This is a genomic window from Burkholderia sp. AcTa6-5, from assembly GCF_017815075.1.
Taxonomy (GTDB): Bacteria; Pseudomonadota; Gammaproteobacteria; order Burkholderiales; family Burkholderiaceae; genus Burkholderia; species Burkholderia sola.
Genome location: NZ_JAGIQE010000007.1, coordinates 201,831 through 225,806, shown reverse-complemented (window position 1 = coordinate 225,806; position 23,976 = coordinate 201,831). Strand labels below are relative to the sequence as shown.

18 protein-coding genes are annotated in these 23,976 nt (G+C 67.4%); 13 read left to right on the top strand and 5 right to left on the bottom strand.

Going from position 1 to position 23,976, the window contains the following annotated elements; all coding sequences use genetic code 11:
- The first annotated feature begins 28 nt into the window (after positions 1-28).
- From J8I33_RS12395 to J8I33_RS12375, 5 genes are all read left to right on the top strand, one after another.
- Positions 29-1,429, top strand: coding sequence for an aspartate aminotransferase family protein (locus J8I33_RS12395; RefSeq protein ID WP_050016857.1), 1,401 nt, complete (start codon positions 29-31; stop codon positions 1,427-1,429).
- Between the two features lie 85 nt (positions 1,430-1,514).
- Complete coding sequence (locus J8I33_RS12390) at positions 1,515-2,006, top strand: winged helix-turn-helix transcriptional regulator (protein WP_006749694.1); 492 nt, start codon at positions 1,515-1,517, stop codon at positions 2,004-2,006.
- A gap of 111 nt (positions 2,007-2,117) precedes the next feature.
- Complete coding sequence (locus J8I33_RS12385) at positions 2,118-3,590, top strand: NAD-dependent succinate-semialdehyde dehydrogenase (protein WP_209936090.1); 1,473 nt, start codon at positions 2,118-2,120, stop codon at positions 3,588-3,590.
- Between the two features lie 130 nt (positions 3,591-3,720).
- A complete protein-coding gene (locus J8I33_RS12380; protein WP_209924355.1) occupies positions 3,721-4,317 on the top strand; it encodes a TetR family transcriptional regulator in 597 nt (198 codons plus the stop codon).
- A gap of 50 nt (positions 4,318-4,367) precedes the next feature.
- A complete protein-coding gene (locus J8I33_RS12375; protein ID WP_209936085.1) occupies positions 4,368-5,849 on the top strand; it encodes an MFS transporter in 1,482 nt (493 codons plus the stop codon).
- 43 nt (positions 5,850-5,892) lie between these two features.
- On the opposite strand, the gene J8I33_RS12370 is transcribed toward J8I33_RS12375, so the two are convergent.
- Positions 5,893-7,368, bottom strand: a complete 1,476-nt coding sequence (locus J8I33_RS12370) for an HD domain-containing phosphohydrolase (protein WP_209936077.1) — start codon at positions 7,366-7,368, stop codon at positions 5,893-5,895.
- Between the two features lie 289 nt (positions 7,369-7,657).
- On the opposite strand from J8I33_RS12370, the gene J8I33_RS12365 reads away from it, so the two are divergent.
- On the top strand, positions 7,658-8,233 hold the full coding sequence (locus J8I33_RS12365) for a DUF308 domain-containing protein (RefSeq protein WP_209924352.1): 576 nt from the start codon (positions 7,658-7,660) through the stop codon (positions 8,231-8,233).
- 170 nt (positions 8,234-8,403) lie between these two features.
- On the opposite strand, the gene J8I33_RS12360 is transcribed toward J8I33_RS12365, so the two are convergent.
- Together J8I33_RS12360 and J8I33_RS12355 are read right to left on the bottom strand one after the other, a co-directional pair.
- On the bottom strand, positions 8,404-9,378 hold the full coding sequence (locus tag J8I33_RS12360) for a LysR family transcriptional regulator (protein ID WP_209936203.1): 975 nt from the start codon (positions 9,376-9,378) through the stop codon (positions 8,404-8,406).
- A 596-nt stretch (positions 9,379-9,974) separates the two neighbouring features.
- Positions 9,975-10,625 carry a GntR family transcriptional regulator gene (locus tag J8I33_RS12355; protein WP_245170048.1) on the bottom strand — a complete coding sequence of 217 codons (651 nt, stop codon included), beginning with the start codon at positions 10,623-10,625 and terminating at the stop codon, positions 9,975-9,977.
- 53 nt (positions 10,626-10,678) lie between these two features.
- Between J8I33_RS12355 and J8I33_RS12350 the strand changes: the two genes are divergently transcribed.
- A complete protein-coding gene (locus J8I33_RS12350; RefSeq protein WP_209936071.1) occupies positions 10,679-11,845 on the top strand; it encodes a pyridoxal phosphate-dependent aminotransferase in 1,167 nt (388 codons plus the stop codon).
- A 178-nt stretch (positions 11,846-12,023) separates the two neighbouring features.
- On the opposite strand, the gene J8I33_RS12345 is transcribed toward J8I33_RS12350, so the two are convergent.
- Positions 12,024-13,370: an MFS transporter gene (locus J8I33_RS12345; protein ID WP_209924345.1), complete on the bottom strand. Its 1,347-nt coding sequence runs from the start codon at positions 13,368-13,370 to the stop codon at positions 12,024-12,026.
- Between the two features lie 298 nt (positions 13,371-13,668).
- Between J8I33_RS12345 and J8I33_RS12340 the strand changes: the two genes are divergently transcribed.
- From J8I33_RS12340 to J8I33_RS12330, 3 genes are all read left to right on the top strand, one after another.
- A complete protein-coding gene (locus J8I33_RS12340) occupies positions 13,669-14,706 on the top strand; it encodes a LacI family DNA-binding transcriptional regulator (RefSeq protein ID WP_209936065.1) in 1,038 nt (345 codons plus the stop codon).
- Positions 14,707-14,895: 189 nt separating this feature from the next.
- Positions 14,896-16,677 (top strand): IlvD/Edd family dehydratase, encoded by a 1,782-nt coding sequence (locus tag J8I33_RS12335; RefSeq protein ID WP_209936060.1) that lies wholly within the window; start codon positions 14,896-14,898, stop codon positions 16,675-16,677.
- 32 nt (positions 16,678-16,709) lie between these two features.
- Positions 16,710-17,888 carry a fumarylacetoacetate hydrolase family protein gene (locus J8I33_RS12330; protein WP_209936054.1) on the top strand — a complete coding sequence of 393 codons (1,179 nt, stop codon included), beginning with the start codon at positions 16,710-16,712 and terminating at the stop codon, positions 17,886-17,888.
- Between the two features lie 186 nt (positions 17,889-18,074).
- Here J8I33_RS12330 and J8I33_RS12325 read toward each other — a convergent pair whose 3' ends face one another.
- Positions 18,075-19,892, bottom strand: coding sequence for a methyl-accepting chemotaxis protein (locus tag J8I33_RS12325; protein ID WP_209936048.1), 1,818 nt, complete (start codon positions 19,890-19,892; stop codon positions 18,075-18,077).
- A gap of 28 nt (positions 19,893-19,920) precedes the next feature.
- Here J8I33_RS12325 and J8I33_RS12320 point away from each other — a divergent pair, with 28 nt between their 5' ends.
- From J8I33_RS12320 to J8I33_RS12310, 3 genes are all read left to right on the top strand, one after another.
- The gene (locus J8I33_RS12320) at positions 19,921-20,217 is read left to right on the top strand and encodes a hypothetical protein (RefSeq protein ID WP_209936034.1); all 297 of its coding nucleotides are present in this window, start codon (positions 19,921-19,923) and stop codon (positions 20,215-20,217) included.
- On the top strand, positions 20,214-21,800 hold the full coding sequence (locus J8I33_RS12315) for a methyl-accepting chemotaxis protein (RefSeq protein ID WP_209936028.1): 1,587 nt from the start codon (positions 20,214-20,216) through the stop codon (positions 21,798-21,800). The genes J8I33_RS12320 and J8I33_RS12315 overlap by 4 nt, the downstream gene beginning before the upstream one ends.
- A gap of 184 nt (positions 21,801-21,984) precedes the next feature.
- Positions 21,985-23,946, top strand: a complete 1,962-nt coding sequence (locus J8I33_RS12310; protein ID WP_209936020.1) for a phosphatase PAP2 family protein — start codon at positions 21,985-21,987, stop codon at positions 23,944-23,946.
- The last annotated feature ends 30 nt before the right edge of the window (positions 23,947-23,976 follow it).

The window sequence follows — 23,976 nt, the reverse complement described above, 5'->3', positions numbered from 1 at the left end:
TGACACCTGACGAGAGTCCCGCCTTCCCATGAACCAAGCCGCGCTGATCGAAGCCGATCGTCAACATCTGATCCACCCCGTCGTCAACTACCGTGCGCACGAGGCGCGCGGCGTCACCGTGCTGGAATCCGCGGACGGCGTGTTCCTGCGCGACGCCGCGGGCCACACGCTGCTCGACGCGTTCTCGGGCCTGTGGTGCGTGAACGTCGGCTACGGCCGCGACAGCATCGTGAAGGCCGCCGCCGACCAGATGGCGAAGCTGCCCTACGCGACCGGTTATTTCCACTTCGGCTCGCAGCCGGCGATCGAACTCGCCGAACGGCTCGCCGCGCTCGCGCCGCCGTCGCTGAACCGCGTGTACTTCACGCTCGGCGGTTCGGACGCGGTCGATTCCGCGATCCGTTTCATCACGCATTATTTCAACGCGACCGGCCGCCCGTCGAAGAAGCAGATGATCGCGCTGGAACGCGGCTATCACGGTTCGTCGTCGGTCGGCGCCGGCCTCACCGCACTGCCCGCGTTCCACCGTCATTTCGACCTGCCGCGCGCGGACCAGCACCATATTCCGTCGCCCTACCCGTACCGCCATCCGCTCGGCGACGATCCGCAGGCGCTGATCGCCGCGTCGGTCGCCGCGCTCGAAGCGAAGGTCGCCGAACTCGGCGCGGACAACGTCGCCGCGTTCTTCTGCGAGCCGGTGCAGGGTTCCGGCGGCGTGATCGTGCCGCCGGCCGGCTGGCTGAAGGCGATGCGCAACGCGTGCCGGCGTCTCGGCATCCTGTTCGTCGCCGACGAGGTGATCACCGGCTTCGGCCGCACCGGCCCGCTGTTCGCCTGCGAGGCCGAGCAGGTCGATCCGGACCTGATGACGGTCGCGAAGGGCCTGACCGCCGGCTATGCGCCGATGGGCGCGGTGCTGATGTCCGACGAAATCTACGAGGGGATCGCGGGCGACCGCGCCGATGCGCCGGTGGTCGGCCACGGCCATACGTATTCCGCGCATCCGGTCAGCGCGGCGATCGGCCTCGAAGTGCTGAAGCTCTATCACGAAGGCGGGCTGCTCGCGAACGGCCAGGCGCTGGCGCCGCGCTTCGCCGCGGGGCTCGACGCGCTGCGCGCGCATCCGCTCGTCGGCGACGCCCGTTCGGTCGGCCTGCTCGGCGCGCTCGAACTGGTGGCCGACAAGGTGCACAAGACGCGCTTCGACCCGGCGCTGAACGTGCCCGACAAGATCGCGGCCGCCGCGTACGCGAACGGCGTGGTGTTCCGCGCGTTCGGCGACGGCGTGCTCGGCTTCGCGCCGGCGCTGAGCTTCACCGCGGGCGAGTTCGACCTGCTGTTCGAACGCGTGCGCAAGACGCTCGACGACGTGCTGGCCGATGCGGGCGTGCAGCGCGCGCTCGACGCCGCGCACGCGCAGCCGGCCTGACCGGACAAGGGAAAGCCGGGCTTGTGGCCGCCATCGTTCGACTCTAAAGTAACCGGACATTCCATTTTTGCCTTCTCACGTGAACATGACGGACAGCAAGCTGGATCGCATCGACCTGCGCATCCTCTCCCAGTTGCAGAAGCGCGGCCGCATGACCAACGTCGAGCTGGCCGATGCGGTCGGGCTGTCGCCCAGTCCATGCCTGATCCGCGTGAAGCGGCTCGAGAAGGCCGGCTACATCGGCGGCTACGGCGCGCACATCCAGCTCGAGAAACTCGGCGACGTGCAGGTCGTGTTTACCGAGGTCACGCTGGCCGACCACCGGCGCGAGGATTTCGACCGCTTCGTCGCGGCGATCCGCAACGTCGACGAGATCGTCGAATGCCACCTCGCGAGCGGCGGCTACGACTATCTGCTGAAGTTCATCACGCGCAGCGTGAGCCATTACCAGACGATCGTCGAAGGGCTGCTCGAGCAGAACATCGGCATCGAGAAGTATTTCAGTTACGTGATCATCAAATCGCCGTTCGTCAAACGGCACTACCCGCTCGAATCGCTGTTCGGCGAACGTCACTGACGTACGCGCGACACCCCTGAACGCGGCAGCCCACTGTCCGCGTGGGGTCGTCGCGCGCCCGCTCCGCCGTCGTTGTCGTTGCCGCCGAACCGCTTCATTCAAGGAACTGTCATGCCGCTTACGCTGTCCCGAACCGAACTCGTCCGCACCGCCAACCTGATCGACGGCGCCTGGCGCGATGCGCTCGACGGCCGCCGCTTCGCCGTCACCGATCCGGCCACGCTCGATACCGTTGCCCACGCACCCGACAGCGGCGCCGCCGACGCCCGCGCGGCGACCGACGCGGCGGCCCGCGCGCTGCCCGCGTGGCGCGCGACGCCCGCGCGCGAACGCGCCGCGATCCTGCGTGCCTGGCATGCGGCGATCGTCGCGCACACCGACGATCTCGCGAAGCTGATGTCGCGCGAACAGGGCAAGCCGCTTGCCGAAGCGCGCGGCGAAGTCGCGTACGGTGCGTCGTACGTGCTGTGGTTCGCCGAGGAAGCGACGCGCACGTACGGCGACCTGATCCCGCAGCAGCAGCGCGGCAAGCGGCTGAGCGCGGTGAAGGAGCCGATCGGCGTCGTCGCGGCGATCACGCCGTGGAATTTCCCGCTCGCGATGATCGCGCGCAAGATCGCACCCGCGCTCGCGGCCGGCTGCACGGTCGTCGCGAAGCCGGCGGAGGACACGCCGCTGACCGCGCTCGCGCTCGCGTTTCTCGCGCAGGAAGCCGGCGTGCCGGCCGGCGTGCTGAACCTGATTACCGCGTCGCGCGAACGCGGCGTGGAAGCCGCGGCCGACTGGCTCGCCGACGGCCGCGTGCGCAAGATCACGTTCACCGGCTCGACGGCCGTCGGCAAGCTGCTCGCGCGCGACTCGGCGGCGACGTTGAAGAAGCTGTCGCTGGAGTTGGGCGGCAATGCACCGTTCATCGTGTTCGACGATGCCGAGCTCGATGCCGCGGTCGACGGGCTGATGGCCGCCAAGTTCCGCAACGGCGGGCAGACGTGCGTGTCGCCGAATCGCGTGTACGTGCAGGCCGGCGTCTACGATGCATTCGCCGCGAAGCTCGCCGCGCGCGTCGCCGCGCTGAAGGTTGCGCCGGCGACGGACCCGGCCGCGCAGATCGGCCCGATGATCAACGCGCGCGCGGTCGACAAGATCGCGCGGCACGTCGGCGATGCAGTGGAGCGCGGTGCGCGCGTGCTGACGGGCGGCAAGCGCCTGACCGAGCTCGGTGCGAACTATTACGCGCCGACCGTGCTCGCCGACGCCACCGCCGACATGCAGCTGACCTGCGAGGAAACCTTCGGCCCGGTCGCCGCGCTGTTCCGGTTCGATGCGGAGGACGAAGCGGTCGATGCCGCGAACGACACGCCGTTCGGGCTCGCCGCGTATTTCTACACGCAGGACGTGCGGCGCATCGCGCGCGTGTCGGCGCGGCTCGAAACCGGCATCGTCGGGATCAACGAAGGCGCGCTCGCGAGCGAGGCCGCGCCGTTCGGCGGCGTGAAGGAATCGGGCTATGGTCGCGAAGGCTCGCGTTATGGCCTCGACGACTATCTGTCGATCAAGTATCTGTGCCAGGGCGGGCTCGACTGACCGAATGAACCCGGGCCGTCCGCGAGGACGGCCATCGCCGCGCCCGGTCGACACACACGTTGACATCGGAACCGATCGGTCCATATAATCACTCCAACTTCAGGCACCGCATCGTTTGCGAAACCGATCAATGGCAAATCCGGCTGGCGTGGGCCGTCCGCGCGAATTCGAACTTGGCGATGCCGCGCGCGACGCGATGGACGTTTTCTGGGACCGCGGATACGAGGGCGCGTCCCTGCCCGACCTGATGGCCGGCACCGGCCTGTCGCGCGGCAGCCTGTACAAGGCGTTCGGCGACAAGAAGGCGCTGCTGCTGGCGGCGCTCGACCTGTACATGGCCGATGGGCTCAAGGCAACCGCGGACATCCTGTCGCAACCCGGCGCCGTGAAGGATGCGATTCGCGATTCGCTGCTGCGCTATGCGCGCCTGTCCGTCGGCGACGCGGGCCGGCGCGGATGTCTCGCGGTCGCGATGACCACCGAACTGGCCGCGCGCGACGCCGATGTCGCGGAACGCACCGGGCGCCTGTTCCGACGGCTGCAGCAGCTCTATGCCGGTGCAATCGTCCGTGGCCAGGCAAGCGGCGAGATCGCGGAGCAGGACGAACAGGTGCTGGCGCGTTTGCTCGTCTGCCAGATCGAAGGGATGCGCGTGCTGGGGAAAACCGGCGTGTCCGAGCCCGACATGCTCGCGCTGGTCGACCGCACGATGCGCATCCTCGACTGATATTTTTTTACCCAATTTGGAACCAAATGGTTCCGTATGGAGAGCCGTCCATGTCACGGAATGACCCCGTCTCACCCGACCCGCGCCGCTGGGCGATGTTTGCGGTCCTGCTCGTCGGCGCGTTTCTGCCGCCGCTGGATTTCTTCATCGTCAATGTCGCGCTGCCGTCGATCCGCGCGGAACTGGGCGCGTCGTCATCCGCCGAGCAACTCGTCATTTCATCGTATGCGGGGCTGTACGCGGTGACGCTGATCACCGGCGGGCGACTGGGCGACCTGTTCGGCCGCGGCCGCGTATTTTTCCTCGGGTTAATCGGCTTTGCGATCGCCTCGACGTTATGCGGTCTCGCGAGTTCGCCGTGGACGCTCATCGTCGGCCGTGCGTTGCAGGGCGTGACGGCCGCGATCATGGCGCCGCAGGCGCTCGCCTCGATCCAGGCGATCTTCCCCGAATCGGAAAAGCCGCTCGCGCTCAGCTTGTACGGCGCGGTATTCGGCCTCGCCGCCGTGATCGGGCAGGCGCTGGGCGGAATCCTGATCTCGCTGAATCTGTTGAATCTGGGTTGGCGCACGATCTTCCTCGTCAACCTGCCGCTGGCGATTCTGGTCGTCCTGTTCGGGATTCCACTGTTGAAGGAAACGCGTGCACAGCATGCGCGCAAGCTCGACCTCGGCGGCACCGCGCTGTCGATGCTGACGCTGGGCGCGCTGATCGTGCCGCTGATCGAGGGGCGCGAAGCAGGCTGGCCCGTTTGGGCATGGGTGTCGCTGCTCGCGGTGCCGGCCCTCGCCGCGTTCTTCTGGCGCTACGAGCGCCGGCTCGGCCGCCGCGACGGCGCACCGCTGCTCGATCCGGCCGCGCTGCGCGCACCGGGGCTGGGCCGCGCGTTGCTGATCGCGCTGCTGCTGTACTCGATCGGCGCGTTCTTCCTGCTGTTCTCGGTGTATCTGCAGAATGCGTTGCACGTCGACGCGCTGAGCGCGGGCCTCGTGTTCTTGCCGTTCGGCGTCGGGTTCCTGCTCGGCCCGTTGTCGACGCCCTTCTGCTCGCGTGTCATCGGCGCTTACGTCAATCCGTTCGGCATGAGCCTGGAGATCGTCGGGCTCGTCGGCCTCGCGTGGTTGATCGATGCCACGCCGCTCGGGATGCCGCTCGCTGCCGTGCCGCTCGCGGTCGTGCTCTTCGTCATCGGTTTCGGACAAGGGCTCGCGCTGCCGACGCTGATGCGCATGGTGACGGGGCGCGTCGCACCGGCGCTGTCCGGCATGATCGCCGGCATCGCCAGTTCGACGCTGCAGGTCAGCACGTCGCTGAGCGTGGCGATCATCGGCGGCATTTTCTATACGACGCTCGGCACGCGCCAGGATCCGGCGGCCATCGCGCACGCGTTCATCGTCGCACTCCTGTCGATCTCGGTGTTCCTCGCTGTCGGCGCCGTGCTGGGTATCTCGCTGGCGCGCGCGCCCGCCGCGCACACGTCGATGCGTGCTGCCGTCCGTCCGGGCTTCGGCCCGGAACGCGAACGGCCGTGAGCGTCGGCGTACACACGAAAGCGAATCCGCGTCGCGGAGCGCATCAGAGCAGCCCGAGCGCCGATGCCTTGAGGGTCGCCGCGGCGCGTGTCGAACATTCGAGCTTGCGGAACGCCTTCTCGACATGGGTGCGCACCGTGCTCGGACTCATCGCGAGCGCCTGCGCGACCTGCTTGTTGCTCGCACCGCGGGAAATCGCCCGCAGCACGTCGATTTCCCGCGCGGACAGGCGCGGGCCAGCGGCCGACGCGCCCGTCGCGATGCGCCGGACCACGGGCGGCCCGCCCGTCACGAGCGCCGCCACCACTTCGCCGCACAGCCGGCCGCCGGCCACTTCTTCCTGCAACTGGCCGGCGGCGGCCGCATCGCTCAGGGCCGCTCGCCACGGACGCGCCGAGCGCAACGCGACCCACGCCAGCGACGCCGCCAGCACACGCGCTTCCAGCGTCAGCGCCGTATCGCGCACGCCGCGGAAATAGCCCGAGCCGTCCTGCCGCTCGTACGCATACGACGCAAGCACCGCGGCTTCGCCGAGCGCGCCGGTCTGCCTGCCGGCGCGCTCGGTCCAGTACGGCACGAGTCGCACCTTTTCCCACGCGCTCGCAGGCAGCCGCGTCGGCAGATTCCACACGTCGTTCGGCACCGCGGCCCTGCCGATGCCGTGAATCAGCCCGGCGCGGTACACGCGTTCGCGCGCGGCCTCGTCCGGCGACAGACGGCCGTAACACGCGGCGGCCGTCGCGGCGACCGAACGCGAAAAACCCGTCATCCACGGCAGTTTCAGATCGATGACGTCCGCAATCAATTCGGCGGACGTCGCGCCCTGCATGTCCGGCGTGGCCAATGCGGCGTCCAGGTCGGCGGGGGCCATGTGTTCGAGCGCCGCCAGCCAGCGCGGTGCGTCGCGCGCAGCCGTCTCGACGAGCACGGCCGGATAGCGCGACCCCGCGCGTTGGCCGATCAATTCGAGGGCCCGTTCGATGCCGTACGTGCGGCTGAACACGTCGAGATCGCCTGCCAGCGCGACGATCGACACGGCGGGCGGCACCTGTTCGCGCACGAGCCGCGCAGGCAGCCCGTTGCCGTCCCAGGTTTCGAAAATGTGCCGCAGCGCGGTTTCCGTCGCGCGGGACAGGCCGAGTATTCGCGCAACTTCGCCCGAGACTTCGCAATGGATTTGCGCGAGCGGGATCAGCGCGGCACCCGCGCCGCCGATCGCTTCGGCCATGCCGGGCTGGCTCGCGAGCATTGCGGCGCGGATCGCGACGTCGTCGCCGAATATCTGCGCGAAGCCCGCCGCGTTCGCCGTGCAGCCCGACCAGCGCAACAGCGCCACCTCGCGGGCCGTGTCGCAGACCGATGCATCGAATCGTGCCGCGTGCGCGAGCTGCGCCGCCAACCAACTGGTGCGCGGCGAATGGTCCGTCGGCTGGCCCATGCTGAGATCGCCGATGAAGGCCAGCGCGCGGACGGCGTCGACTATGCGCAGCGGGGCGTGACGGGCTTCGGCGTCGGGCATCGGGTGGGAGGAGACATTCGCGAGGATGGGAAAAAGATCATACGCGACGGCGTCGCGGCGTGCAGGGGCATGCGCGTTGGCGGCGCGTCGGGGGCCGGCCGGGCGCGATGTCTGCCGGCATCGGCGCAGGCAACCGGCAGCGGACTTCGCCATCGGACATCTGACCGATGGCGGCAGGTGCGGACGATTGCGATACTCGGCGCACTGGAGATCCGGTTGGAACCGCATTCGCGTGGTGGAGACCGTGCATGCGGGCCGGAACGACGATTCAATGTAACAAGGAGTGCAAATGACTGATCGCTACCCCGAATTCCACGCCCCTGCCGACGAACACTGGCTGAAACGGTACTACTTTTCCCGGGCGATATTCTCGCTGATCTGGGTCGCGCTGGCGTTTTCCGTCGGCCGGCAAAGCGCGGCCGGCGCGGCGGTCCTGCTGGTCGTTTATCCGGCCTGGGATGCGCTCGCCAATTTCGTCGACCTCGCCCGCAGCGGCGGGATGGCGGCAAACCGCACGCAAGCGGTCAACGTCGCGATCAGCGCCGTCACGACACTGGCGGTATTTCCGGCGTTGAGTGCGGGCCTGCCCGCGGTGCTCACGGTGTTCGGCGTCTGGGCGATTCTGTCTGGCGCGCTGCAGCTCGGCACTGCCGTGCGGCGGTGGAAGCATGCCGGTGCGCAGTGGGTGATGGTGCTGAGCGGCGCGCAATCGGCACTGGCCGGGTTGTTCTTCATTTTGCAAAGCCACGCGCCGATGCCGCCCGCGATCGTGAAGATCGCCGGCTATGCGGGAGTGGGGGCGCTTTATTTCCTGATATCCGCCATTTGGCTGCAGGTGCGGGGGATGCGGCGTAGCGTGTCGTGAGCCGTCGGTCGGAATGAAGACCTGCACGCGGTCGCGAATGGCGCTGAACGACCCGTCGCAGCCATTGGGTGCCTCGGCAACTCAACGGCAAGGTTCGGTGCCAAGCTGACCTTCGAATGTCCAACTGCATGCACCGGCGAAGGTGCTCGGACAGTAGCACTGATGGCCTGTTACTCCGCGATTTGGTAACGGACTGCGCAAGCGGGCGCCCCGGGCTGCCCTTTACTCTCTTGACGCGGCGTCAGGAGCCGTTCAAGCAGATCGGCGCTGTCTAGTTGCGCAATCCACCAGTTCAAAGCGTTCCCTACCTTGTCCTCGCGCCAAGCGAGGTAGCCATTCGTGAACTCGCGCACACCCACAATGCGACGCGCGACCAGCCTGCCTTCGTGTATCGGTTCTTTCGCTACGAAATCGGGCAGCATCCCGACAGCAATACCTTCGCACAGTGCTTGCAGTTTGGCTGCGAGCGTCGGCACGATGATCAGCGGCTGTCCGTCACGGGTGGCCACAGATTGCGGTTGCAGTTCGCGGGAAGTGTCACTGATGACCACACCTCGATATCTTGCGATCGTTTCGCTCTCCAACGGCTCGGGCATGCGGGCGAGTGGATGGTCCGGTGCCACGACAAAAACGTGCCGGAGGGTTCCGATTGGCCGGGCCGCAATATTGGCGGCATGCGGCGGCTCGCCGAACGCCCCTATCGCGAGATCGGCACGCCGCGTAACCAGGGCATCCCACACGCCCCCAAGCACCTCGGTGGAAAGACTTAGCTGGGTATTCATCTCCAGGTCGTAGAAGGCATGGACATACGGCCATAAGGACTGGATTGGCAAGATTGCATCGACGCATAGTCGAAGCTCCGATTCCCAACTGTCTCGAATGCCTTTTGCTTTGGCCTCCAGGTGTCGAGCCGCGTCTAAAAGTCGACGCCCATCTTCCACAACAGCACGACCCGCTTCCGTGAGTCTCGTCCGTCTGCCGCTGCGGTCGAACAGCTCGACCTCCATGTCACTTTCCAGCTTTTGCACAAGGTAAGTGAGCGTGGACGGAACTCTATGCAACAACTCGGCCGCCTCGGCAAATGTACCGGTCCGGTCAATTGCATCCAACACTTCGAGAACTTCGAATGACAGCTTGGTCGCCATATAGCAGATACTTCTATCGTTCACAGGATTCACCGCGACGGCTGAGCGGCTTTGCCGCAGCAACGCTTCCATGCGGTTGCCCAAACCTTTCGGGACTCGCTCGGATGCTGATCAGATGGACAAAGGCGATGTCGTCCCTGAACCGGATGCATCTCCCGGATGCTCTCGTTGACGAAGCCTCCGGCCACTCAATGGTCATTGCGGCAGGAGTCTAAGGTACACGCTGCCGTTTGTCTGCTCGCGTCAATTTAGTCGTCGCCCCGCCAGTGCAGCCACGGGCTGTTTATCGGTAGCGGCGACCGAGTCGCATTCCGGGTCAAGCGCCACGGCATCGGTCGGTGTCCGGTGCGCGTGTTCCAAGACGATCGGACGCGCCCACATTCGCGCCTTCGCGTACAGGGCGTGACATGCCGCGACGGATACGATTGGCACGCGTGTGTCCCTGGGCAAGGTACAGCCGACGTTCGAATGGCTGCTTGAGAGCGATTGCCTACGACTGTCGATGTCCGGATGCCGCCCGACGCGTTTAGAAGACACTAGCCGTTCCCAAAGCCGGTCCTATGAACCGCTTGATAACTGTGGCTCGGCCCGCATTCCTACCGCCTACGCAACGCCTGAGCCAGCGCATCCCCCGCAGCCAGAATATGCGCGGACAGGGCCGCACAGGCTGCGTCCACATCACCCTCGCGTATCGCCCGAACGATGTTCCGATGCTCATCATTCGAGCGATCCTGCCAGTCGAGCTGCTGCCACGTCGCATACAAATGCCGCGCACTGGCCCGATGCATGTCGCCAATCGCAGCGACGAGCCGCGGCATCCCGCACCGCACTGTCAATGCGCGATGAAACCTCAGGTTCAGCGTGCCAAGCACGGCTATGCCACGCGCCGCCGCTTCCTGATCGAGGATCGCATCGAGCTCCTCCAGCGCATGTGCATCGAGAACGGGAATCGCCTCCCGCAACGCCAGCGCCTCGAAAGCAGCACGCATCTTCGCCATTTCAAGCACGTCCGCCGGCTCGAGCGGCGCCGCCCGCACGCCTCGTCGCGGCTCCACCACGGCCAATCCCTGCGCTTCCAGCCGTCTGAACGCCTCGCGTACCGGCACATGACTCGCACCGAACTCTGCCGCGATATGGTCCTGACGCAGCCATTCCCCCGGCGCGATGGCGCCCGAGATGATGCGGTCCGCCAATGCGCCAGCGATCCGATCGGCCAGCGAGCGATCCTCCTTGACTTCCAAATTCATCCCGACCACCATGCATAGATTATCTATTAAATTGTAACAAACCCGGAGGCTCGATGCGCCACCACCGCCCTGTCCGTCTGCAGCACATCGCCGGCATCGGCGTCGATCGCATGGGTTCGATCGCCGATCATGCCGACGTCGACCTTTTGCGACTCGAAAATCTCGATACCGACATCCCGCCTACCGCGGAAGCGCTCGCCTTCACCCGAGCGGCCATCCAGCGAGATTCGGCCAACTCCTATCTCCCATTCGTCGGTCAGGATCGGCTACGCGCGAGCGCTGCCGCCCACGTGTCGGCGCTTTCGGGGCAGCGCTTCACGGCCGATCAGGTGGTGGTGTCGGCGGGCGGGCTCTCCGGCATTCTGAATACGTTGTTCGCTACCGTCGAGACCGGCGACGAAGTCATCGTCACCGATCCGACGTACGCAGGTCTGCTGAACCGCGTCCGCCTGGCGGGCGGCGTGCCGCGGCAAGTCCCGTTCGCCTTCACGCCGGGCGGCGAATGGAAGCTGGACCAGGCCGCGCTGCGGGCTGCAATCGGTCCGAAAACGCGGGCCATGCTGCTGATGTCTCCTTCGATGCCTTCGGGCGGCTTCTTCGATGCGTCCGACTGGCAACTGATCGCGAGCCTGTGTGTGCAGAACGATCTGCTGCTGATCCTCGACAGCGCGATGGAACGGCTGCTCTTCGATGGACGCACGGTCATCCATCCCGCCGGCCTGCCCGGCATGGCCGAGCGTACGGTGACGGTCGGCGCAGCGTCGAAGGAGCTGCGCATGATCGGCTGGCGGGTCGGCTGGATCGTCGCGCCGGAATGGCTGATTCCCGATCTTGTGGCCGTGTCGCTCGCCAATGTCGTGGTGCCGGTCGGCATTGCCCAGGAGGCTGCGGCGATTGCGCTCGAACATTCCGCATCCGAGCTGCCTGGCTACGTGAGCGAACTCGAGAGACGGCGGGACACGGTCGCCGCCGAACTATCCGGGCTGCCGTTCGGCATGCCGGCGGGCGGCTGGTCGATGCTGCTGCGCGTGTCCGACTTCGGCCTGACCGGATCGCAGATGTCGGAGCGCTTGCTGCGCCGCGGCGTATGTGCGACGGCGATGACCGGATGGGGCGTCGCACACGGCGAGCAGTACGTCCGTTTCGTGTTCTCGAACGAACCGGTTGAACGGTTGCGCACGCTCGGGGACAAGGTGCGCTTCGCACTGGAGGACGCATGACGGCCGCTCACGAGAAAAGCGAGCAGCGAGCAGGGCGTCGCTGGTTGGAGAGATCTGGAATTCCGCGTGCGATCGTCGAGCGAACTCACACGAGATCAATCCACATGACCTGATGCATCCGGCGCCGGGGGCGACGCGATATCGCGGCCCCCAGCGGACGTAACGTTGAACGAACGCCCTACCGCCCCGCCGGCGGCCGCAAAATATCGCGTGGAATCGACGCGATCAGCACGCAGCTGACCAACAGGCAAGCACCGAGCGCATAGGTGCCGTTGTTGATGTTGCCGGTCATTTGCTTGGCGACGCCGGTGATCATCGAGCCCGTGAAGCCGGACAGGTTGCCCACCGAGTTGATCAGCGCGATGCCGGCGGCCGCGGCCGTGCCGGACAGGATCTGCCCCGGAAAGGTCCAGTAGATCGGCATCAGTGCGAGGATGCCGCAGGTGGCGATAGTCAGGAATACGATCGACAGCGCCACGTTCTGCGCGAACGCCGCGCTCAGGATCAGGAAAACGCCGCCGATCAGCGCGGGAATCGCCGCGTGCAGGCGGCGTTCGCCGGTTTTGCGCGAGTGCGATGCGTTCCACACCATCGCGAAGATCGCCGTCAGGTACGGAATGGCCGTCAGCACGCCGATGTGCAGCGGGCTGTGCACGCCCGACGCGCGGATGATCGACGGCAGCCAGAAGGCCAGCCCGTAGAAGCCGGTATTGAACGTCAGCAGGATGAAGGTGAGCAGCCAGACGCGCGGGCTGCGCAGCGCGGCGCCGATGCTGTGCGACTTGTGCGCGGCCTCGGATTCGAGATTGCGCGACAGCACCGCCTTTTCGTCGGCGGACAGCCATTTCGCCGACTGCGGGCCGTCGCCGAGGCAGGCCAGCACGATGAACGCCACCACGATCGACGGCAGCCCTTCGAGCAGCAGCATCCATTGCCAGCCGCTCATGCCCGACAGGCCGTGCGTCTGCTGCATCAGCCAGCCGGACACCACGCTGCCCAGCGTCAGGCTCAGCGGGATCGCGACCAAAAAGCCCGACATCGCCACGCTCTGGCGGCGCGCCGGGAACCAGTAGTTCATGTACAGGATGACGCCCGGGAAAAAACCCGCTTCGCACAGCCCCAGCAGGAAGCGCAGCGTGTAGAACATCGTGGTCGTCTGCACGTGGAAGAACTGCGCGAGCGGCACGATGAACGCCATCGACGACGACACGATGCCCCACGTGATCATGATTCGTGCGATCCAGAAGCGCGCGCCGTAGCGATGCAGCAGCAGGTTGCTGGGCATCTCGAACAGGAAATAGCCCCAGAAGAAGATGCTGGCGCCGAGCGCATAGACGCCGTCGCTCAGGTTCAGGTCGTCGAGCATCTGCAGCTTCGCGAAGCCCACGTTGACGCGGTCCAGGTAGGCCACGACGTAGCACAGCAGCAGCAACGGCAGGATGCGCCGCATGACCTTGCGGTAAAGGGCGTCTTCGGACGAGTCGGCCGCGGCCGGTGCGGCAGCGGCCTGCGTTAGGGATGGCATCGGTCTGTCTCCTGATTGTGTAGGTCTTCTTCGTACCGTCGCGTGCGCTTCGCGCATCGATGTTACCGATAACATCCGGTGGCAAAAAAAAGCCGACGAGGCGACGGGAAGCGATCGGCACGCTGATACCGGTAACACCTTTGAAGGTAGCATGCTGCGATACGCACATACAAGTGCCGCCGAACGCGTGGTTTCCCTAGTACGGCCCTGATCGCGACGGCCACGCCACCGCCCGCCTGCGCGGTATGCCGCACCGGTATGATGTAGCCTTTCCGGCTTTCTCCCGATCGCGATTCCGATGCCCAGTCCCACCGCCGTCCGGCCCGCCGGGCCGCCCCGCATGTCCGACGTAGCGCGCCTCGCCGGCGTATCGAAGATGACGGTGTCGCGCGTGCTCGCCGGCCACAGCGTGGCCGCCGAGACGCGCGCACGGGTCTGCGAGGCCATCGACCAGCTCGGCTACGTGGCGGATGCCGCCGCCGGTGCGCTGTCGTCGGGGCGATCGGAATTCGTCGCGGTGCTGGTGCCGTCGCTGTCGAGCTCCAACTTCTCGGACACCGTGCGCGGCCTGACCGATGCGCTTGAGCCGCATGGTCTGCAATTGCTGCTCGGCGATACCGATTACGACCTGGAACGGGAAGAACGGCTCGTCCGCTCGATGCTGCGACACCAGCCGCGCTGCATCGCGCTGACGGGGTCGCAGCACACCGAAGCGACGCGCAAGGTGCTGGAGCGCTCGGCGATTCCGGTGGTCGAGATGTGGGACCTGCCCACGCGCCCGATCGACACCGCCGTCGGCTTCTCGAACGTGCGCGCCGCCCGTGCGATGGTGCGCCACCTGGCCGAGCGCGGTTACCGGCGCATCGGCTTTCTGGTCGGCGCGAGCGAACTGGATCGCCGCGGCCTGGACCGGCTCAAGGGCTACCAGGCGGAGATCAAGGCGCAGGGGCTGGGCGAACCGCGCGTCGTGCGGCTGGGCGAATCGCCGATCACGATGAGCCACGGCGGGCCCGCGATGGCCGCGCTGCTGGAGCGCTGGCCGGATACCGACGCGGTGATGTGCGTGAGCGACATGTCGGCATTCGGCGCGATCATGGAATGCCACCGGCGCGGCCTCACCGTGCCCGCCGACATCGCCGTGGCCGGCTTCGGGAACTTCGAAGTGGCCGAGTGCTGCCACCCGACCATCACCACCGTGTCGGTCGATGCGTACGGCATCGGGCTGCGCACCGGCGAAGCGTTGCTGGCGGCGCTGCAAGCGCGCGACGGCGGCGAGCCGACCGGCTCGAAAAGCATCCGTATCGACTACACGATCATCGCGCGGGAAAGCGCGTGACAAGCCGACGGCCGCGCGCGTCCCAAGACGCGATGCGCGCGGCTTCGCACCGGCCCCCTGCCCCATTCCTTCGCCACGCGCGCACGAAATCCCTTCCGCTACGCAAAAAAGCCGTGCTAACATCCAATCGATGTTACCGGTACCATCCGGCACGCAAAATGAAGAAGGCCCCTCAGGAGACAGCCTGCCATGTCACACACCCCTCGCCGTCTGCGCAGCCAGGAATGGTTCGACGACCCCGCGCACGCAGACATGACCGCGCTCTATGTCGAGCGCTTCATGAACTACGGGTTGACGCGCGAGGAACTGCAGTCGGGCCGTCCTGTCATCGGCATCGCACAGACGGGCAGCGATTTGGCGCCGTGCAACCGCCACCACATCGAGCTGGCCGAACGCACCAAGGCCGGTATCCGCGACGCGGGCGGCATTCCGATGGAGTTCCCCGTGCATCCGCTGGCCGAGCAAAGCCGCCGGCCCACCGCCGCGCTCGACCGCAATCTCGCGTACCTCGGGCTGGTGGAAGTGCTGCACGGCTTTCCGCTGGACGGCGTGGTGCTGACGACCGGCTGCGACAAGACCACGCCCGCGTGCCTGATGGCCGCGGCCACCGTCGACATGCCCGCGATCGTGCTGTCGGGCGGACCGATGCTCGACGGCTGGCACGACGGCAAGCGGGTCGGCTCGGGCACGGTGATCTGGCATGCGCGCAACCTGCTCGCGGCCGGCGAGATCGATTACGAAGGCTTCATGCAGCTGACCACGGCGTCGTCGCCGTCGATCGGCCACTGCAACACCATGGGCACCGCGCTGTCGATGAACAGCCTCGCCGAGGCACTGGGCATGTCGCTGCCCGGCTGCGCGAGCATTCCCGCCGCCTATCGCGAGCGCGGCCAGATGGCTTACGCGACCGGCAAGCGCGCGGTCGAGCTCGTTCGCGAAGACCTGCGCCCGTCGACAATCATGACGCGCGCGGCATTCGAGAATGCGATCGTCGTGGCCTCCGCGCTGGGTGCATCGACCAACTGCCCGCCGCACCTGATCGCGATTGCACGCCACATGGGCGTCGAACTGAGCCTGGACGACTGGCAGCGCCTGGGTGAAGCCGTGCCGCTGCTCGTCAACTGCATGCCGGCCGGCGAATACCTCGGCGAGAGCTTCCACCGCGCCGGCGGCGTGCCCGCGGTGCTGCGCCAGCTCGATGCGGCCGGCCTGCTGCGGCGCGACTGCCTGACCGTATCGGGCCGTGCGATCGGCGAGATCGCCGACGCCGCGCAGAACGCCGACCGCGACGTGATCCGCACGCCCGACGCACCGCTCAAGCACGGCGCCGGCTTCATGGTGCTGTCGGGCAACTTCTTCGACAGCGCGATCATGAAGATGTCGGTGGTGGGCGACGCGTTCCGCCAGACTTACCTTTCCGAGCCGGGCGCGGAGAATACGTTCGAGGCGCGCGCGATCGTGTTCGACGGCCCCGAGGATTACCACGCGCGCATCAACGATCCCGCGCTGAACATCGACGAGCGCTGCATCCTCGTGATCCGCGGCTGCGGCACGGTCGGCTATCCGGGCAGCTCCGAAGTCGTGAACATGGCGCCGCCGGCCGAGCTGGTGAAGCGCGGCGTGACGTCGCTGCCGTGCATGGGCGACGGACGCCAGAGCGGCACGTCGGCCAGTCCGTCGATCCTGAACATGTCGCCGGAAGCCGCGGTAGGCGGCGGCCTCGCGCTGCTGCGCACGAACGACCGTATTCGCGTGGACCTGAATCGCCGCAGCGTCGACGTGCTCGTCGACGAGGACGAACTCGCGCGCCGCCGCGAAACCGCCAGCTTCACCGTGCCGCAGGCGCAAACGCCGTGGCAGGAACTCTATCGCCGGTTCGTCGGACAGCTGTCCACCGGCGGCTGCCTCGAACCGGCCACGCTGTACCTGAAGGTGATCGAGCAGCGCGGCAACCCGCGCCATTCGCACTGACCCCACCGCCCCCGACTCTTGCCGAGCTGACCATGCGTACTCCTTCCGTTTCCGACTGCCTGCCGCACGACCTTGCCCACGCGCTGCTGATCGGCCGCGTCTGGCGGCACGACGGCGCCCACGCGGGGCCGAGCGTCGTCGCCGTGCGCGGCGGCGAAGTGTTCGACATCACGCGCACCGTGCCGACCACCGCGGACCTGTTCGACCGCCCCGATGCGGTCGCCATCGCGCGCACGGCCCCCGGCGAATCGCTCGGCCGCGTCGAGCCGTTGTTGCAGGCCGCGCTCGACGGCACGCCGGGCGCGACGCACCTGCTCGCGCCGTGCGACGTGCAGGCGATCAAGGCGTGCGGCGTGACCTTTGCGGTCAGCCTGATCGAGCGCGTGATCGAGGAACAGGCCGGCGGCGATCCGGCCAAAGCGCGGGAGGTGCGCGACACCATCGCCGCGACCATCGGCACCGACCTGTCGAAGATCGTGCCGGGCTCGGAAGCCGCGTTGCGCCTGAAGGCGGAACTCGAGCGCCGCGGCGCGTGGTCGCAATACATGGAAGTCGGTATCGGCCCGGACGCCGAGGTGTTCTCCAAGGCGCAGCCGATGTCCGCGGTGGGCTTCGGCGCGGACGTGGGGCTGCTGCCCATATCGGTGTGGAACAACCCCGAGCCGGAGATCGTGCTGGCGGTCGCCAGCGACGGCAGGCCGGTCGGCGCGACGCTCGGCAACGACGTGAACCTGCGCGACGTCGAAGGCCGCTCGGCGCTGCTGCTCGGCAAATGCAAGGACAACAACGGCTCGTGCGCGATCGGCCCGTTCGTGCGGCTGTTCGACGATGGCTTCACGCTCGATGGCGTGCGGGCATGCAGCGTGTCGCTGCGCGTCGAAGGCGCGGACGACGGCTTTGTCCTCGACGGCATCAGCCGCATGCGCGAGATCAGCCGCGACCCGGCCGACCTCGTCGCGCAGACCTGCGGCGCGCATCACCAGTATCCGGACGGCTTCATGCTGTTCCTCGGCACGATGTTCTCGCCGATCCAGGATCGCGACGCGCCCGGCGGCGGGTTCACGCATCACCTCGGCGACCGCGTGACGATCTCCACGCCCGCGCTGGGCGCGCTCGTCAACACCGTGCGGCTTTGCACGGAGATCGCGCCGTGGACCTTCGGCGTGCGCGCGCTGTATGCGAATCTGGCCGCGCGCGGGGTGCTTGCCTGAACGGAACGAAGGCGATACCGCCTCCCCGCTTGCGATCGATCGCAGTCAGCCACGGCGTGGGCGACGCACCAGCGGACCGGCGCAGGATACGAACGAAATCCCGCCCGTCGTCGGCGGGTACGCCAGCCGGACCGACTTAGCCGCGCCGCATGAAACAGGGGCCCGCGGGCCCCGTCAATCAAACCATCACACCGCCACCGGCCGCTCCGCCAGCTTGAACTCGCCGACCGTCTGCGCGAGCCGGGCCGCCTGCTCGCGCAGCGACGTCGCCGCGGCCGCCGATTGCTCGACGAGCGCCGCGTTCTGCTGCGTCGTGTCGTCGAGCTGCGACACCGCCTGATTCACCTGCTCGAGCCCCGTGCTCTGCTCCTTCGCGGCGACGCTGATTTCGGCGATCACGCTCGTGATGTTGCGCACGCCGTCGACGATTTCGTCCATCGTCGCGCCGGCCGTCTGGACGAGCCCGGAGCCGCCCTCGATCTTCTCGACCGACGAGTGGATCAACTGCTTGATTTCCCGCGCGGCCTGCGCGCTGCGCTGTGCGAGCGCACGCACCTCGCCGGCGACGACCGCGAAGCCGCGGCCGTGCTCGTTCGCGCGTGCGGCCTCGACGGCGGCGTTCAGCGCGAGAATGTTGGTCTGGAACGCGATGCCGTCGATCACGCCCACGATGTTGGCGATCTCTGCCGACGCCTGCGTGATGTCGTTCATCGTCGACACGACGTCGCGCACGACCGTGCCGCCCCGCAGCGCGACATCCGACGCCGATTCCGCCAGCCGGTTCACCTGGCTCGCCGCATCGGCCGAATTGCGGGCCGTGCCGGCGATCTCCTCGAGCGCGGCCGCCGTTTCCTGCAGGCTCGACGCCGCGTGTTCGGTGCGGGCCGACAGATCCTGGTTGCCCTGGGCGATCTCGGCGCTCGCGAGATTGACCGACGCGCTGAACGCGCGGATCTGCAGCAGGATCGCACTGATCTTCTCGGCGAACGCGTTGAACGCGCGCGCGATCTGCGCGGCTTCGTCCGCGCCGTCGGCCGGCAGGCGCTTCGTCAGGTCGCCGCTGCCGCTCGAGACGTCCGTGAGCGCGTCGCGCACCATCAGGATGCGCTTGAAGGCCGCGTTCGTCATCGCGCCGACGAGCGCGGCCGCGATGATGGCGACGATCACGATCGCCAGCAGCGTGGTCGTCGCGACCGCGCGCATGCCGGCCGTCACGTCGCCCTTGTCGAGCGCGAGCACCAGCGACCAGTCGGTGCCGACGATCGGTTGTGCGCGCATCAGCTTGGCGGCGCCGTCGATGTCGACCGCGACGGGCGCGGACGCCGTCTGCAGTGCGCCGAGGTGATCGGCATCGAGTTCCGGCGACAGGCCGGTGGCCGGTTTCATGATCAGGTCGGTCTTGGCCGACGCGATCACGCGCGCGCCCTTGTCCACCAGGAACGCGAAGCTCGCCGGCGTCGGGTGAACGGATGTCACGATCGAGCTCACGTTCTCCATGAACAGGCTGGCGGCCAGCACGCCCTTCACCGCGCCGTCGCGCACCACGGGCACCGCGAACGCGACGGCCGGCTTGCCGCTCGTCGCGTCGCGGTAAAGCGCCGTCACGACCAGATGGCCCGCGCCGACGGCCTGCTTGTACCAGGGCCGCGCGGTCGGATCGTAGCCGGGCGCGAGCGGCACGTTCGAGAACGCCGTCTTGTCCGGCAGGCCGAGCGTCAGCACCTCGAAGCCGCCCGACTTGCCGAGCAGCTTCAACGCCGGCACCGGGTCGCCGTCGCCGATCGCGATCGTATCCGCGAGCGCCTGGGTTTCGCGCGACCGGCTGGCCACCCATTCGTCGATCGCCAGCGCGTGGCCGGCGAGGATCGATTTGTGATTCTGGTCGATGGCCTCGTCGTTGTGGGTCTTGACGACGTAATAGACGAGCCCGCCGGTGACGGCCAGCGCCGTCACGACGATGGCGACACACGTCGCAAGTATCCGTGCGCGAATTGATGACAGCATGATGACTTCGGTCTCCGTTACCGCGTGATTGAAATGGATCGCTGAACAGGGCGACCCTGATCCGTTTAACGGCACCGTCGGCGGGAAGTTGAGCGATGCCGGACGGACGGCGACCGGCACGGGTACGCCGAGGCAGAAACCGGTTGTGGTACGCGAAAACGGAGCCGTTCGTCCGTTCGGCGTGACGAATGCGGAGCGCTGCCGGATTTTTTTGACGACAGGCAACCCGCAAACGATTGCCTCGGGCGACGGTCCTAAACTGTTCACTCTCCGTTCCGTTAATCAGGAAATCTATTTAATACCCACAACTGGATTCCTCCTATGAATGATCGACGATTAACGGTTCGCACGAAGCTGATCATGGCTTTCGGACTTCTTACCTGCACGGTCGTACTCGTCTCCGTCGTCGGCATCGTCTCGCTCGGCAACGCGAACGCGGCATTCGAGGACTACGTCAACGGCATCAACGCCCGCGCGACCCTGGCGGACAAGGTTCTCGCCGCGGTCGACCGGCGCGCGATCGCGGCGCGCAACCAGGTCCTGGCGGCCGGGACGCGCGATGCGGACGTCGAGAAGGAAGCGGCGCTGCGGGCCGACCGCGAAGTCGGCGCGCTGATGGGCGAACTGACGAATGCAGTGCGCGAGGGCAGCGGCGCGACCGACAAGGCCCGCGAACTGGTTCGGCAAATCGCGGCGATCGAGGCGCAGTACGGCCCCGTGGCGCGCGCCATCGTCGACGCGGCGGCGAACAACCGGCGCGATCAGGCGATCACGATGATCAATGAACAGTGCCGACCGCTGCTCGCCCAGCTCGTCGCGGCCACCGATGCGTATGCGACGTTCTCGCGCACAATCGCCGCCCAGCGGGTGCAGGAATCGGACGACCGTTATACGTCGCGACGACTGATGCTGATCGCGATCTGCATCGCCGCCGCCGCCGCGGCCGCGATCTCGGGCCTCTTCATCACCCGCGGCCTGCTGCGCGCGCTGGGCACGGAGCCTGCCGTGCTCAGCGATATCGCCGGCCATATCGCCGCCGGCAATCTCGGCGCCGAAGCCGCAACCGGCGCCGCGCCCGCCGGCAGCGTGCTGGCTTCGATGCGCGACATGCAGGCAAACCTCATCCGCCTGATCTCGGAGGTTCGTACCGCATCGGGCAACGTCGCGACCGGCGCCGGCGAAATCGCGTCCGGCAACCAGGACCTGTCGTCCCGCACCGAACAGCAGGCCGCGTCGCTGCAGGAAACCGCGTCGAGCATGGAGCAATTGACGTCCACCGTGCGCCTGAACGCCGACAACGCGCAGCAGGCAAGCGGCCTGGCCAACAACGCATCGGAGGTCGCGCAGCGCGGCAGCTCGGCCGTCGGCCTGATGGTCGACACGATGACGGACATCAGCGCGAGCTCCGCCAAGATCGCCGAGATCACCGCGATCATCGAAGGGATCGCGTTCCAGACCAACATTCTCGCGCTCAACGCGGCCGTGGAGGCCGCCCGCGCCGGCGAACAGGGCCGCGGCTTCGCGGTGGTGGCGAGCGAAGTCCGAAGTCTTGCGCAGCGTTCGTCGAGCGCCGCGAAGGAAATTCGCGAGCTGATCTCGCAATCGGTCCGGAAAATCCAGGACGGCTCGCATATCGCGAACAACGCGGGCGACACGATGAGCGAGGTCACGCACGCGATTTCGCGCGTGACCGACATCATGGGCGAGATCGCCGCGGCATCGAGCGAGCAGAGCCGCGGCATCGAGCAGGTCAATCTCGCCATTACGCAAATGGACGAGGTCACCCAGCAGAATGCGGCGCTCGTCGAGCAGGCGGCCGCCGCCTCGAAGTCGCTCGAGGAACAGGGAAACCGGCTTGCCGAGGCCGTCTCGCTGTTCCGGCTGGACACGCGCGCGGTGGGCGCGTAGGCCGGCGCCCTCTATCGATGACGGACGGCACATGAATTCCGCCGTCCGTCATGTTCAGCACCGGAAATTAACCAGATAGTGGGAATTTTCGCCGTCGGCGTACGACGCGAAACAATTCCGTAACGACCGCGTAACGATCGCTGACCACAATCCTCCGTCTTCTACCCTCAGGATGGAGTCTTGCATGTTTGCGTCACGAAGCCGTTTCCCGCTGCACGTCGCGGCATTGTCGAGTGCGATCGTACTGGCCGCGTGCGGCGGCGGCGACGACGTCGCGTCGACCGCCACGATCGCCGCGGCCGTTCCGGCGCCGCCCGCCGACCCCGGCTTCGTCGACAGCGCGCCGATCCCGAGCGCGCCCGCTTTCGTCGACAACGTCGCGACCAACCAGCGCGGCGATGCGCGCTATGCGACGCTGTCGACCAACGCCGCGGTGCGCGTGTTGAGCCGATTTCTCGATCTGTGGCAACCGGCGACGATGCTGGTCGACGCGGGCGTGACCGCGCCGGCGAACGGCGCGTTCCCGGCCATCTCGCCGTCGACCTGCTCCGGGCTGCCGAACAGCGGCGTGCCGTGCGGCACGATCCTGAACGATGCGGTGCTGTCGGCCAACGTGCAGTACGTGGTCAACGCGACGACCGCCCGCACGCCGCAGCAGGCCGATGCCGCGTACTACGACGACCGGCGCGGCAAGGGCTACAGCGTGACCGACGGCATGGGCCCGCTCACCGCCGCATGGCGCACCGCGGCCCAGCAGACCACCAGCATCACCAGCGTGCCCGCCGATGCGACGACCGTGCTGTACAACGATTCCGGCAACAACGTCGGCGTCGGCAGCAGCGGCGGCAACGCCAGCTTCGGGAAGGTCGTCGACCTGCTCAACGAAATGGGCAACAACGCGTCGACCGAACCGTCGAAGCGCTTCTTCAAATATGCGCGCCCGTACCGCTGGAGCAGCAGCGTGGTCGTCGCGCCGACGCTCGTGCCGGCCGAGAGCACGACGCCCGCGACCGACGGCGGCTTCATCAGCGGCCACACGGCCGAGGCGATGCGCGATGCGACGACGATGGCGTGGCTCGTGCCGGAACGCTTCCAGGAAATGGTCAGCCGCGGCCTCGAACTCGGCGAGAACCGGATTCTCGCCGGCATGCATTCGCCGCTCGACGTGATCGGCGGACGCATGCTCGCGCTGGCCGTCAGCGCGGCGAACCTGACCGCATACGCCGGCGACGCACAGGCCGCGTACACGCAAGCCCATCAGACGCTGCAACAACTGACGGGCACGAGCGCGACGACCTTCTCCGCATTCGCGCGCTCCGGCACGACGGCCACCGACCGGTTCGCCGACTACACGACGAACAAGACCGCATTCCTGCGCCGCATGACGTTCGGCTTCGGCGCGATCGAATCGACGAACGCACCGCCGGTCGTGCCGAAGGGCGCGGAGATCCTGCTGCAGACGCGCTTTCCGTACCTGAGCGCCGACCAGCGGCGCGTCGTGCTGAAGACGACCGAGCTGCCGTCCGGCTATCCGGTGATGGACGACGCGGAAGGCTGGGGCCGCCTGAACCTGTTCGCGGCGGCCGACGGCTACGGCGCGTTCAACGGCAACGTGATCGTGTCGATGGACGCATCGCAAGGCGGGCTCAGTGCTGCCGACCTGTGGCGCAACGACGTCGCGGGCGCCGGCAAGCTGACGCTGCAAGGCAGCGGCACGCTGACGCTGGCGGGCAACAACGCGTACACGGGCGGCACGCAGGTGAGCGGCGGCACGCTGGCGGCCGCGTCGCCGACGGCGTTCGGCAAAGGCGACGTGTACGTCGGCCCGGGCGGCAGCGTGCGGATCGCGGCCGCCGCGCCGGTGACGATCGCGACCCGCTACACGCAGCTCGACAACACGACGCTCGAACTCGATATCGACGGCAACGGCGGTGGGCGTCTGCGCGTGGGCGGGCCGCTCACCGTCACGGGCGGCACGCTGCACGTGACATTCGTGAACGGCTACGCACCGAAGGCCGGCGACACGATCGCGCTGATCGACGGCGCGGCGGCGGCCGCGAAGTTCGCGGCGGTGACGGTCGACGGGTTCAAGGCCACGCCGGTCTACACCGCGACGGGCGTGTCGATCACGCTGTCGGCGGCGTAACCGGCAGCGAAGCTCGATCCTGCAACGGCG